This is a genomic window from Rothia sp. HMSC068F09 (assembly GCF_001812775.1).
Taxonomy (GTDB): Bacteria; Actinomycetota; Actinomycetes; order Actinomycetales; family Micrococcaceae; genus Rothia; species Rothia mucilaginosa_A.
In genome coordinates this window covers 166,235-178,351 of record NZ_KV810409.1, presented here as the reverse complement: position 1 = coordinate 178,351, position 12,117 = coordinate 166,235, and the positions used below count along the sequence as shown (strand labels likewise).

Genomic DNA, 12,117 nt, shown 5'->3' with positions numbered 1-12,117 from the left:
CGGTTCAAGATTGGGGTTTGAGCTTAGGTTGAGGGTTTTGCGTGTGGTGCGCGATGCAACCGGGGCGGCAGGAGTCCCCGCTCCCGTGACACCTCGTGCCGGTATTCGCCCGAGCTGCCCGGCTAGGATTAAGGTATGAACACAACGCCGCCCCCCGCATCCCCGCAAGCACCGTTCGGCCCCGCCGCATCGGGCCGCTCCTCCCGTACCGACGGCCTGGCCTACCATCGTCTTTCGCACGCCGACCCGGAGACCCGCTGGTACTCGCCCCTGCTGGAGGGCCTGCTCGGCGTCGTCGTCTTCATTGGCCTGTCCCTCATGCTGTCGCTCCTCATGGCCGCGGCTGCTATGGGTTCGGGTCTTTCCCTGCGCGAGATTACCGAGAACCGCTCCCTCGTTATGGAGCACCCGGCGCTGTTCGCCCTGACCTTCCTCTCGCTCATCGCCATCGTGCCTTCGCTCTTTCTGGCGCGCCTGGTGGTGGGCCCGAAGCCCTGGGGCCTGATTCACTCTGTGGCGGGCCGCCTGCGCCGCTCGCTCCTGTTGCCGTACCTGGGCCTGGGCTTCGTGATCTACGGTATCTACTACGCAGTGATGGTGGCGGTGAGCGGTGCGTCCCTGCCCGATTATCGTTATTCGCAACCTTCACAGGTTGAATTTTGGGTTATTGTGGTGCTGATCCTGCTTCTGGTGCCCGTGCAGTGCTACGCGGAGGAGCTCGCCTACCGCGGGTTCATGATGCAGACGCTGGGCCGCTGGATTCGCACTCCCTGGCTGCCGATTGTGCTGCCGGCGGCGCTCTTCATGTTCTCCCACACTTACGATGCTTGGGGCCTGGGCTTCGTGTTTGCGATGGGCGTGTACGCCGGGTTCCTATGCTGGTACACCGGCGGCTTGGAGGCCTCCGTCAGCCTGCACGTGGCCAATAACGTGACCCTGCTGCTGCTCTCTCTTGTGGCGGGTCTGGACCCCTTCGCCTCCGAGGGGGTGGCCCCCATGGATGCGTTGCAGGGCATCGCGCTGGAGGGCCTGTACGTGGTGCTCGCCTGCCTGATCTTCAACGCACGCGCTCGCCGCGGCGAGGTTTCACGTGAAACGCAACCGCTCAAGGTTGATAACTAGGGTCTGCGAGGGCCGGGGCCCGCGATACCTAGCGCATGCGGCGGGTAGCCCTCGCCCGACTATCTGCCCGCCGCCGCCCCATCCGGGCCCCATCTGGACTTTCACCCCGACTCACCCCGTCAACACCCAAGAAAAGGTAGGGTTAAACCATGACTGTTGATGCTGTAAAAAATATTGAAGACCTCGCCGCATTCGTGGCGGAGTCGCCGGTCTCCTACCTCGCCGCGCGCACGGTGGCGCGTCGCCTGCAGGCCGCCGGGTTCACCGAACTGGTCGAAACCGAGGCCTGGGAGCCGCAGGTCGCAACCGGCCGCCACTTTGTCGTCCGCGACGGTGCGATTATCGCCTGGGCCGGTGGCGCGAAGGCGCAGAAGGCAAGCGGCTACCGCGTGCTGGGCGCGCACACCGACTCGCCCTCCCTGAAGATTAAGCCCTCCTCCTCCATCACCACGAAGGGCTGGCACCAGATCGCCGTGGAGAACTACGGCGGCGCCCTGCTGAACTCCTTCCTGGACCGCGAGCTGTGCGTGGCGGGTCGCATCACCGTCATGGAGGACGGCAAGCTGAAGGACCGCCTGGTGCGTACCGGTCCGATTGCGCGCATCCCGCAGCTGGCGCCGCACCTGGACCACAAGCGCAACGAACTGGTGCTGGACAAGCAGTTCAACATGTACCCCGTGTGGGGTGTGGACCCCGCGGAGAACGACGTGCTCGGCTACATGGCGAAGCACGTGATTGACGGCGAGCCGGTCGACCCGCAGAACATCGTGGGTTACGACCTGTTGTTCGCTGACTCGCAGCCACCGCGCCGCTTCGGTGCGGATCAGGAGCTGTTTGCTTCCGGTCGCCTGGATAACCTGTCTTCGGTGCACGCGGGTTTGACCGCCCTGGAGCGTTACGTTGCCGATAACGCGGATGAGCACGCCACCGAGACCGTGATGCTTGCGGCGTTCGACCACGAGGAGCTCGGCTCGGAGTCGCGTAGTGGTGCGGCTGGCCCGTTCCTGGAGGATATTTTGGTGCGCCTGTCCGCCGCGCGCGGTGAGAGCACGGAGGAGTACCGCCGTTCGGTGGCGGCGTCGTTCTGCCTGTCGGCTGATGCCGGTCACCTGGTGCACCCGAACTATCAGGGTCACCACGACCCGACCGTTCAGCCGCTGCCCGGTGGTGGTCCGCTGCTGAAGATTAACGCAAACCAGCGTTATGCGACGGATTCGGTGGGTGCCGGCGTATTCGCTGCGGCGTGTGCGAAGGCCGGTGTGCCGTATCAGGAGTTCGTGTCGAATAACAATATGCCGTGCGGCTCGACGATTGGCCCGATTACGGCGACTCGCCTGGGCATGCGCACCGTGGATGTGGGTATTGGCCTGCTGTCGATGCATTCGATGCGCGAGATGTGCCATGTGGACGACATGGCGTACATGACGCGCGCGGTGGAAGGCTTCTTCCGCCTCTAAATTCAACCCTGCTGAGGTATGAACAGCTGGGGTGCGGGCGCCGGGAACGTATGGTTCCCGGCGCCCTTATTTTTTAAGGATTTTTTCGGGGTATCTACCCCTTGAATAGGGTCTAGTTGTGCTGTAAAGTAACCCACAATACGTTATACACGTGTTGCACACTACTTGTTTTTGAGAAGTTTTCACCAATGATGGTGCACCATCAGCTCGTCACCGGCGTAGCGAGCGAACCCCACCATGAAAGGCGGTTCCCATGTTCTTCGATATTTCTCTGATCCCGCTGGCGGTTTTGATTATTGTGGGTCAGCTGAAAAAAGCACCACCAAGGTTGCTAAACAACCCCAGCTATCAGAAGGAGAGGGAGCAGGTGCGAAAGCACCTGCGCATCCTGGATGTGCTCGGCGTGGGTTTTGCTCTTGCCCTGATGATTATTCAGTGGGGTAACCCCGCGTTATCGCTTGCCTTTCAGGCGTTCGTTATTTGGGTGGTTCCCCGGCAGTTGTACGAGCTCTGGCAGAAGTTCAACGTGTCGCGTGGGATGCTCTTCGCGTGTGCTGTAGCCCTGATCGTTATTGAGTTTGGGTTGGTGTTCCTGCCCTAACTTGCACCCTATAACAGTTGTGGCGGTGACCGAATGAAACGGTCACCGCCACAACTATTTTTAAGATGAGACAGACTCAGATTAGACGGGGTTCGATTAGACAGGGTTGTCGGGGCTGGGCAGGGTTACCACCTCAGACCAGCGAGTATCTTTAGCGGCCGTACGGTTCGCGTCGCTCTTCTGCTTCACATCGGCTGGCGCCTGCCGCGCCCACGCCTCAAAAGCAACAATGTAGTTCTCGGGGTAGTTTGCCGCGAGCAGCTCCTGGCGGGTCGGGAAGTACTCCTTACCCTCTCGAATATCGACGTAGTTGCTTGCCTTGTAGGGGTCTGCGCTCTGGATGTCAGCGCGCGGGCCGGAGGCTACCTTTCCGCTTGCCACGTTATTGTCATCGATAGCGCGAACCCATGCCGCAGCGTAGGTGTGATCGGCCTTGTTCTTCTCGTACAGTGCCAGGCACTTGGATCCTGCTGATTCAGCTTCGGCGCGAGTGGGGAAGTTCGCCTGGTTGCGCACAACATGCCGCGCGGAGACGTAGGAGGGCAGTGCCGTACCGCGGTCGGCGCTGATGGCTTCCTGCTGCTTGAGGGTTTGAGCTTTCGCGGCTTCGTCAGGTTCAAGGCAGGGGGTGGAGCTCTTCTTCGCCGCGGAAGAGGAAGCGGACCCGGTGGCGCTTGAAGCTGACGGGGAGGAAGTCACGGTCGTGTTCGAGGGTACGGGAGTGCTGGATGCCGTGTTGGTGGAGCTACCGCAGGAGGCAAGAAGCAGGGGAAGAATCGCCAGCGCGGCACCGCGTCGTAGACCGCTGGAACGGAACGAAAGAAGAACAGGGGTGTGGGTCATGAGACCACCTCACAAGAGGGATGGAACGATATATTGCGCCTCAGTATATGTTGGACGGTGTAGCGTGTGGGGTGTTTTGCAAATACCCACACGGAATGGCAAAAATTTCAGTGAATTATCTGGAGTATTTAATCACTGTTAGTAGATTACGGCTTGTCAGAAGTATTTAAAGGGGGAGGAAAAGGCAATATTGGTTTTACTGAAAAAGACACATATTTTCATTGACCATATATCAAATTTGTAGGTATAGTGGGGCACAATACCTTACTACACCCACGTTATGAGGTGGCCCCATGGCTCTAACCCCGAAGACCTTCTCCGACCGCAGCAGCATTGTACGATGCGGTACCGTTGCGGTTGTCCTGCCCCTGTTTCTTGCCGCCTGCGGTAGCGCGAACACCGCGGCAAGCAGCACCTCCTCACCCTCCACGGCGAGCGCCTCAGCAACGGCAAGCACCACGCCGCCCATCAGTTGCTCCTCATACTCTGCCGAAGATCTCGCATCAGCAGAAGCCGCCAAGCCCGTCCCGCGCACCGATGAACAATACCCCGCGTACATCCAGTACCGGCACATCCTCGCAGATGGCGCCCACATCATTGAGCCCAGCGAAATCGACAGCAAGTGCCACGCCGCACTCAAAGCAGGGCGGAGCACCCTCCCCGAATACGTTCAAAACATCGATACCTACAACGCTCAGCCCAGCGTCGGAGTCACCGACCCCTTCGCCGGTAGCGAGTACCGAGACATCAAGAACCGCAACGAATTCATCCCCCACCGCGCAGACCTGGAAGAAGCTGCCTACCCCGAGACGATTATCCGTCTCTACGAAAAGTGGTACGAGGCAGCCCCCGCAGACATCAAGACGCTCAGCGACGCGAACCGTGCACGATTCCTCGCCACGAGCGCCTACCAGCAGTGGAAGGCCCAGCCCCAAACCCCCAGCAGCTCCCGCGCATAAACCCACTCACGCATAAGCCCACTCAAAAACAGTTGTGGCGGTGACCGAATAACGGTCACCGCCACAACTCTTTAAATGATTCTCCAGGGAGGGGCTACTTGCCCTTCACCTCGCGTGCCAGAGCCAGCAGCTCCTCATGCACGGTCGTATCGCCCGTAACCTCCGGGTGGAAAGAAATACCGATCAGGTTGCCCGAACGCACACCCACAATCTTCCCCTCATGACGAGCTGTCACCTGCACACCCTCACCAGTGCCGGTCACAATCGGCGCACGAATAAACGCCGTATCAATAACCACCTCATCACCGGCAGGGGTCAGCCACGGCAGGCGCACCTCCGCAGAATCAACCTGCGAACCAAAAGCGTTACGACCCACCGAAACATCCAAAACACCCAGCGACTGCTGACCCGGTGCCGGATCATCAATACGCTCCGACAACATAATCAGGCCAGCGCACGTGCCCAGGGTCGGCATGCCCGAAGAAATCGCCTCAATCAGCGGTTCACGCACACCAAAAATACGGGTCAGACGGTCAATCGTTGACGACTCACCACCCGGCAGAACCAGCGCATCCAGACCCTCAAGCTGCTCACCGGTACGCACCCAGCGCACCTGCGCACCCAGGGACTCCAGCATCAGCGCATGCTCACTCACGCCGCCCTGCAACGCCAAAACACCAACCGTCAAACCCTCACCCGGCAAAACACCGGTAGGCTGAACCTTCTCAACCATCACCGCTCCCTTCACAAAACAACAAACACAACAAACGCAAGGAGGGTGGGACCCGCCTCAGCGAACCCCACCCCCTCATCAAACACTCACCCCGAATACGGGGTGCGCGCACGAATTACCAGCCGCGCTCCGCCAGGCGGTGCGGTGCCGGAATGTCAGCAACGTTAATGCCGACCATAGCCTCACCCAGGCCGCGAGAAGCCTCAGCAACCTTCTCCGGGTCATTGTAGAAAGCAGTAGCCTTCACAATAGCCTTCGCACGAGCAACCGGGTCGCCCGACTTGAAGATACCGGAACCAACGAACACGCCGTCAGCGCCCAGCTGCATCATCATCGCGGCGTCAGCGGGGGTAGCCACGCCACCAGCAGTGAACATCACGACGGGCAGCTTGCCGGTCTGAGCAACCTCAAGAACCAGCTCGTACGGTGCAGCCAGTTCCTTAGCCTTCACGTACAGCTCGTCGGGCATGGTGTTGTACAGGCCCTGCAGCTCAGCAATCTGACGCTTAATGGTGCGGATGTGCTTGGTCGCCTCAGAGACGTCACCGGTGCCAGCCTCGCCCTTAGAACGGATCATAGCGGCACCCTCGGTGATGCGGCGCAGAGCCTCACCCAGGTTGGTAGCACCACACACGAAAGGAACCTTGAACTGGTGCTTATCAATGTGGTTCACGTAGTCAGCGGGGGAAAGAACCTCAGACTCGTCAATGTAGTCGACCTTCAGGGTCTCCAGGATCTGAGCCTCAACGAAGTGGCCGATGCGTGCCTTCGCCATGACCGGGATCGAAACAGCATCAATGATGCCCTCAATCATGTCCGGGTCAGACATACGAGCCACGCCGCCCTGCGCACGAATATCCGCGGGAACGCGCTCGAGAGCCATGACGGCAACAGCGCCAGCATCTTCAGCGATCTTAGCCTGTTCGGGGGTGACGACGTCCATGATGACGCCGCCCTTGAGCATGTCGGCCAGGCCGCGCTTAACAAGCGGGCTGCCGGTTACGGTGTTGTTATCAGTCATGACCTTATCTTCTCACGTTCTGAGTGTTCGCGCGCACTCACGGGGTCGGATTTTCTGTTCTCTGACACAGTACGACCCCAAGTTCACGTCAGAATGACACAAAACGTCATGAAAAGCGGTCAGGGTAGGGCGGTTCATGGGCTGAGCAGGCCCGGCTGAGCAGACCCGCCGGATGCACGCAGGTCGCCTCCCATAAACTCACACCCCGAGCGGCCATAAGGCAAGATTTTGCTCACGGTGAGCATCTACTCACCCGCACAGAACATCGGTAAAATACAGAAGCTACGCCCGCACTCGTCCTCATGCGGAAGCCTCACGGCCCAGGGAACGAGCAAAACATTTTGGGCACCCTGGCACCCGCACACTCGCGGACATCAGCCGTCTATCAGACGCACACCATGAACCAGCCGCCACATCCAAAAGGAACACACCAAATTGCTTGAAGTCATCATTGCCCTATCGCTGGCAATTCTTCTGGGTAATATCCTCGCCCATAAAATACGGATAACCCCCGCCATTCTGCTCATTTTCCTGGGGCTTGTGCTGGCGCTCATCCCCATTCACGCCATGCACGAGGTGCGCGAGGTCGGGCTGCCACCGCACGTGATTCTCGAAATCTTCCTGCCCGTGATGCTGTTCTGGGAGACCCGAAACACCTCCTGGCGTGAGGCGCGCGCTCGTCTGCGCGGCATTCTGCTCTCGGGCACGGTGCTCGTAATTTTCACGGCGTTCGTTATCGCCTGGGTGCTTCACACATTTATGGGCGTCTACCTGTGGCCTGTGGCGCTGATTATCGGTGTGGCGCTCGCCCCCACCGATGCTGTGGCCGTGGCAACGCTCAACGGCAAACTCCCCAAATCTTCCATCACCACCCTTAAAGCGGAAGCACTCATTAACGACGGCACCACCCTAGTTCTTTTCGCACTCGCCCTGCAGCTTGCGGGTGGTCATGAACTTACCCTGGGGACTGCATCCGGAATGTTCTTCTTCTCGTTCCTGATTGGAACTCTCGTTGGCCTGGCCGTCGGATGGGGTGTAGATAAGCTGCGTGCGCACATCGGCAACCCCATGAACTTCAGCGTGTTCATGTTTACCGTGCCGTTTATTGCTTTCTTCCTGGCTGAAGAGATCGAGCCTTTTGAGGGCATGAAAGGTTCCGGAGTGGTGGCTGTGGTGGTCGCCGCTTTCTACCTGACCTATCGCGGACCGGATACCATCAAACCCCAAAACCGTTTCTACGGTCTGCCCATCTGGTCGTTTGTCTCCTATGTCATGAACGGTGCGCTCTTCGTGCTCGTGGGTGTTCAGCTGCCCAGCGCCACAGCGCCTGTGGATGATGTTCTTCGTGAATACAACTATGCGTGGGCTTTGACGTTCGCCGTGATTGTGGTGGCATGGCTTGTTTCCATTGCGGCGCGTTTTATTTTCCTGCACGTCTCGATCGGTATTATTCGTGCCCTTGACCGTTCAGAAAAGCAGAAGCAGCTGCGCACAACTTTCCGTGGCCGTGTAGTGAGTACCTTTGCGGGACTGCGCGGCGGTGTTTCCCTCGCGGTGGCTCTCTCCGTGCCGACTGATGTTCCCGCGCGTGACTTTATTATCTTTGTTGTTGCGGGCGTGGTTCTGCTGTCGATGGTGGTTCAGGGGATGCTCCTGCCGCTCGTTATTAGGTGGGCGAAAATTCCGGTTGATACCACCGAAGAAGATGAGATTAATGAAGCAATCCGCACGATCATTGCCGAGTCCTTCGACTCTGTGGCTGAGATCGGCCAGGAAATTGGTGCACCACAGTGGATTATCGACCGCATTGCCGACGAACAGATGTACAACGCGAGTATACACCGCAACCTGCACGCCGTTCGTAAAGACGGTGCGAATGCGCCGGAAGAAGCCCGCCGCATTATTGAAGCGGGCGACCTTGAGAAAGAGCTGCGCCTGCGGCATTTGGAGAAGCAACGCAGCGTGCTCAAGCGCCTGCGTAATGAGCGCATAATCGACACGAATGTGCTCCACGCGATTCAGGAAATCCTGGATATTGAGGAGGTTCGCGTGCTTGGTCCGGTTGAACTCGAATAGCTCACACTCCTACATGCGATACGTATGAGGCGAGGCGCCCCACCCCTAAACGGGGAGGGGCGCCTCGTTACTTTTTTGTCTAAACCCCTAGCCCAACCACTACGTGGAAACGGTACAATACACTAGCCCGTTTTTTGTGCGGACCACGCTTCTTACCGCGCACCGGACACAACACAGACTAGAACCACAGGAACCTATGACGTCCCACCAGACTGAAAACAACGCGCCCAAAAACGGCGCACCCGCAGGACACGGCCCGCACGGTCCCCACGGCGCAAGCGAAGATCCGCAGAACATCTACCTGCTCAAAGACGCCCCCATCCTCAAAGCGCTCCTCTCCCTCGGCGTGCCCATGGCACTCGGCCTCGCCATCACCAGCATCTACAACGTGGTGAACTCCTACTTCGTCGGCCACTACGGCGGCACCGAAGACCTCGCCGCCACCAGCTACGGCGTGCCCGTCTTCGGCGTCATCATGGCAATCGCAGGCCTGTTCGGCCTGGGCTCCTCAACCCTCGCCTCCCGCAAGCTCGGTGAAGGCCAGCCCGCCCACGAAATTCACCGCGTCACCTCCTTCGCCCTCTACTCGGCGCTCGGTGCCGGTATCGTCGCGGCGGCTATCGGCTTCATCCTCGCCGACCCGATCACCGGCATCATGGGTGCATCCGGCGGCTCCTACGAACCGACCCGCATCTACGTGCACCTCATGTTCCTCGGCGCGCCCCTCGCTATCGGCATGTTCACCCTCGAACAGCTCGTCCGATCCGAAGGCTACGCCAAGCAGTCCATGTACGGCATCATCGTCGGCACCGTCGTCACCTGCATCTTCGACGTGCTGTTCATCGCCATCATGGGCATGGGCGTCGCCGGTGCCGGTTGGGCGATGCTGCTGGCGAACGGCGCATCCATGCTGTACTACCTGCTGTTCCTGATGCGCAAGAGCGAGAACTTCTCCGCGAACATCCGCGACTTCTCCCTCGACCCCGCCATCATCAAGCCCGTGGTTGCGGTCGGTGCTGCTGAGCTCATTCAGAGCCTCAACCTGATCTTCGCCGCCCTGCTGCTGAACAACCTCGCCGCCTCCTACGGTGACGACACCGTCGCGGCGTTCGGCCTGGCAATGCGCCTGAACATGGTGCCCGAAATGCTGTGCATGGGCCTGTGCATGGGCGGTATCCCGCTGTACGCCTACGCGTACGGTGCCCGCAACGGCGCTCGCGTGAAGGAGGCGTTGCGCACCGCAACGATCCTGTCCGTGGCGACCTCCGCGATCATCACCATTCCGGTGCTGATTTTCCGCCGTGAACTGCTCGCCGTGGTTGGCGATGCAAGCCTCATCGACACCGGCGAGGAGATTATGGTTGCGCTGATGCTCGCCGCCGTGTTCAACGCGGTCAGTATCGTGTTTGTGTCTTGGTTCCAGGCGGCCGGTAAGGGCGGCCCGGCAATGCTGATGACCCTCGGCATTGCGTTGCTGTTCTTCCCCGCCGTGTACTTCGGCAACATGTGGTTCGGATTTAAGGGCCTGACCTGGGCGTTCCCCTTCACCCAGGTGCTCGCCTGCGCGCTGGGTCTGGTGCTGTTCCTCGCCACGGGTGGCGCGAAGGTACCGTCCGCTGAAGCTGAGGTTGAGACTGAAGGTTCTGAGGACTCGGACGTTCAGGCTGCCGCCGCATCGAAGGCATAAACGCCTCTGAACGCGAGCGCTCGCCAGCACCTACGCGGCGAGCACCTACGCAGTCAGCGTTTACACGAAAGCTCCGGACTCCCGCATAGGAGCCCGGAGCTTTTACGTTAGTTTTACGGCGGTAAAGCGCTAGTTCTTCCACCAGGAATCAAAAATCGTCACCGGAGTGGTGCGCTTATGGCGGCTACGCAGGTAAATCTGCTCCAGCTTCGCAGCGGCCGCCTCGTCGATTTCCTTACCCTCCAGGTAGTCATCAATCTGCGGGTACGTCAGACCCAGCTCATCCTCATCGGTACGGCCGGGCACGCCATCCAGCAGGTCAGCCGTCGGCGGCTTAGCCCACAGACGCTCAGACGCACCCAAAACACGCAGCAGCAGCTGGTTCTGGCGCTTATTCAGGCCGTACAGCGGCAGCAGGTCCGCGCCGCCGTCACCGAACTTCGTGAAGAAACCCGTAATGGACTCCGCCGCATGGTCGGTACCAACCACCAGGTAGCCGGGACCGCCAGCGACCGCGTACTGGGCAATCATGCGGGCGCGCGCCTTCACATTACCCTTGTTGAAGTCGCTCATCTGCTCGCCGGTCGCGGCAACGTAGGCGCTGTCGAAACCGTCGACAGCCTCCGCAATGTTGAAGGTCAGGGAGCGGGTGGGCTGGATGAAACGCAGCGCCTCCTGCGCGTCCTCTTCGTCGTGCTGCACACGGTAGGGCAGGCGCACCGCCACGAACTCGGTGGTGCGGCCACGCTCGTTGAGGCGGTCGACCGCCAGCTGGCAGAGACGACCCGCCAGAGTGGAGTCGATACCGCCGCTGATGCCCAGTACCAGGCCGCGGCTTCCGGTGGCTTCCAGGTAGTCGCAGATGAACTGGATGCGGCGCTCCACTTCTTCGCGTGCCTGCTCTTCGGTCATGTTGGGCTTGACGCCCATTTCACGGATGATCTGTGCCTGTAATTCACGCATGACTTAAGTGTACGCTCCACCTTATAGCCCGCGCGGTGAACCGCCGAGGGAGGCGAGGTAGTGTTCCACACGGTGCGTTCAGCGCGGCGCACGCGGCGGGTTCAGTGGTGCCCCAGCCTCCCGCCAGGCCCGCAAATACACAGCATACTCACCGGTAAAAACCCTGTGCGGCAACCCGTGCGGCTGTTAGCATGAACATACGGTTCAAATACCGTTCAAAACAGCCGGTGATGAGGGAAAACGCCCCCACACCCGCTACGCCACAGAACACGTCAACCAAGGACGGCAGCACCATGGCAAAAACAAAAACTGAACTCTACGACGAGCTCGTAGACATCGAAACCAGCCTCGAAAACCACCCGCTCACCTCCGGGAAAATAGCGGAGGCGGGCATCATCATCGAGCAGATGAAGGAACAGGGCGTTACCCAGGAAGAAATCAATGAGGCGCTCATCCGGCAGGGGCTGCCTTCCCTCGTGGAGATAGGCAAGAGTACCTTGACGCAATCTTTCAGCCTCTGGAAGCTCAATCACCGCAAGTCCAAGGTGGAAGCCGCCATTGAGAAGCTCAACCGTAAAGAAGCCCGGCACCACTAACTAGCCCGCCTCGGGCAGCGTGAGGCAAACAAATACCCCCGGCAGATGCGTACGGCATC

The 12,117-nt window shown here is 59.8% G+C and carries 11 protein-coding genes; 7 read left to right on the top strand and 4 right to left on the bottom strand.

Going from position 1 to position 12,117, the window contains the following annotated elements; all coding sequences use genetic code 11:
- The first annotated feature begins 135 nt into the window (after positions 1–135).
- From HMPREF2874_RS00695 to HMPREF2874_RS00685, 3 genes are all read left to right on the top strand, one after another.
- Positions 136–1,122: a CPBP family intramembrane glutamic endopeptidase gene (locus HMPREF2874_RS00695; RefSeq protein ID WP_070648449.1), complete on the top strand. Its 987-nt coding sequence runs from the start codon at positions 136–138 to the stop codon at positions 1,120–1,122.
- 149 nt (positions 1,123–1,271) lie between these two features.
- Positions 1,272–2,579 (top strand): M18 family aminopeptidase, encoded by a 1,308-nt coding sequence (locus tag HMPREF2874_RS00690; RefSeq protein ID WP_070648446.1) that lies wholly within the window; start codon positions 1,272–1,274, stop codon positions 2,577–2,579.
- 253 nt (positions 2,580–2,832) lie between these two features.
- Positions 2,833–3,180 (top strand): hypothetical protein, encoded by a 348-nt coding sequence (locus HMPREF2874_RS00685; protein WP_049343518.1) that lies wholly within the window; start codon positions 2,833–2,835, stop codon positions 3,178–3,180.
- A 96-nt stretch (positions 3,181–3,276) separates the two neighbouring features.
- Here the strand turns inward: HMPREF2874_RS00685 and HMPREF2874_RS00680 are convergent, their stop codons facing one another.
- Positions 3,277–4,023: a hypothetical protein gene (locus HMPREF2874_RS00680; RefSeq protein ID WP_070648444.1), complete on the bottom strand. Its 747-nt coding sequence runs from the start codon at positions 4,021–4,023 to the stop codon at positions 3,277–3,279.
- Between the two features lie 293 nt (positions 4,024–4,316).
- Between HMPREF2874_RS00680 and HMPREF2874_RS00675 the strand changes: the two genes are divergently transcribed.
- The gene (locus HMPREF2874_RS00675; protein WP_070648442.1) at positions 4,317–4,982 is read left to right on the top strand and encodes a hypothetical protein; all 666 of its coding nucleotides are present in this window, start codon (positions 4,317–4,319) and stop codon (positions 4,980–4,982) included.
- A gap of 94 nt (positions 4,983–5,076) precedes the next feature.
- Here the strand turns inward: HMPREF2874_RS00675 and pdxT are convergent, their stop codons facing one another.
- A complete protein-coding gene (gene pdxT, locus HMPREF2874_RS00670) occupies positions 5,077–5,715 on the bottom strand; it encodes a pyridoxal 5'-phosphate synthase glutaminase subunit PdxT (protein WP_049333863.1) in 639 nt (212 codons plus the stop codon).
- 115 nt (positions 5,716–5,830) lie between these two features.
- A complete protein-coding gene (gene pdxS / locus HMPREF2874_RS00665; protein ID WP_049333865.1) occupies positions 5,831–6,736 on the bottom strand; it encodes a pyridoxal 5'-phosphate synthase lyase subunit PdxS in 906 nt (301 codons plus the stop codon).
- A gap of 435 nt (positions 6,737–7,171) precedes the next feature.
- On the opposite strand from pdxS, the gene HMPREF2874_RS00660 reads away from it, so the two are divergent.
- Together HMPREF2874_RS00660 and HMPREF2874_RS00655 are read left to right on the top strand one after the other, a co-directional pair.
- Positions 7,172–8,812 carry a Na+/H+ antiporter gene (locus HMPREF2874_RS00660; protein WP_070648440.1) on the top strand — a complete coding sequence of 547 codons (1,641 nt, stop codon included), beginning with the start codon at positions 7,172–7,174 and terminating at the stop codon, positions 8,810–8,812.
- A 196-nt stretch (positions 8,813–9,008) separates the two neighbouring features.
- Positions 9,009–10,499 carry an MATE family efflux transporter gene (locus tag HMPREF2874_RS00655; protein ID WP_070648438.1) on the top strand — a complete coding sequence of 497 codons (1,491 nt, stop codon included), beginning with the start codon at positions 9,009–9,011 and terminating at the stop codon, positions 10,497–10,499.
- Positions 10,500–10,628: 129 nt separating this feature from the next.
- Here HMPREF2874_RS00655 and nadE read toward each other — a convergent pair whose 3' ends face one another.
- Positions 10,629–11,462: an ammonia-dependent NAD(+) synthetase gene (gene nadE, locus HMPREF2874_RS00650; RefSeq protein ID WP_070648436.1), complete on the bottom strand. Its 834-nt coding sequence runs from the start codon at positions 11,460–11,462 to the stop codon at positions 10,629–10,631.
- Positions 11,463–11,755: 293 nt separating this feature from the next.
- Here nadE and HMPREF2874_RS00645 point away from each other — a divergent pair, with 293 nt between their 5' ends.
- Positions 11,756–12,058, top strand: coding sequence for a recombinase (locus tag HMPREF2874_RS00645; protein WP_070648434.1), 303 nt, complete (start codon positions 11,756–11,758; stop codon positions 12,056–12,058).
- Positions 12,059–12,117 lie beyond the last annotated feature (59 nt).

What these genes read in the sequence shown, in the direction of transcription:
- HMPREF2874_RS00695 (WP_070648449.1), top strand. Translation starts at nt 136, where the DNA reads ATGAACACAACGCCGCCCCCCGCATCCCCGCAAGCACCGTTCGGCCCC.
- HMPREF2874_RS00690 (WP_070648446.1), top strand. Translation starts at nt 1,272, where the DNA reads ATGACTGTTGATGCTGTAAAAAATATTGAAGACCTCGCCGCATTCGTG.
- HMPREF2874_RS00685 (WP_049343518.1), top strand. Translation starts at nt 2,833, where the DNA reads ATGTTCTTCGATATTTCTCTGATCCCGCTGGCGGTTTTGATTATTGTG.
- HMPREF2874_RS00680 (WP_070648444.1), bottom strand. Translation starts at nt 4,023, where the DNA reads ATGACCCACACCCCTGTTCTTCTTTCGTTCCGTTCCAGCGGTCTACGA.
- HMPREF2874_RS00675 (WP_070648442.1), top strand. Translation starts at nt 4,317, where the DNA reads ATGGCTCTAACCCCGAAGACCTTCTCCGACCGCAGCAGCATTGTACGA.
- pdxT (WP_049333863.1), bottom strand. Translation starts at nt 5,715, where the DNA reads ATGGTTGAGAAGGTTCAGCCTACCGGTGTTTTGCCGGGTGAGGGTTTG.
- pdxS (WP_049333865.1), bottom strand. Translation starts at nt 6,736, where the DNA reads ATGACTGATAACAACACCGTAACCGGCAGCCCGCTTGTTAAGCGCGGC.
- HMPREF2874_RS00655 (WP_070648438.1), top strand. Translation starts at nt 9,009, where the DNA reads ATGACGTCCCACCAGACTGAAAACAACGCGCCCAAAAACGGCGCACCC.
- nadE (WP_070648436.1), bottom strand. Translation starts at nt 11,462, where the DNA reads ATGCGTGAATTACAGGCACAGATCATCCGTGAAATGGGCGTCAAGCCC.
- HMPREF2874_RS00645 (WP_070648434.1), top strand. Translation starts at nt 11,756, where the DNA reads ATGGCAAAAACAAAAACTGAACTCTACGACGAGCTCGTAGACATCGAA.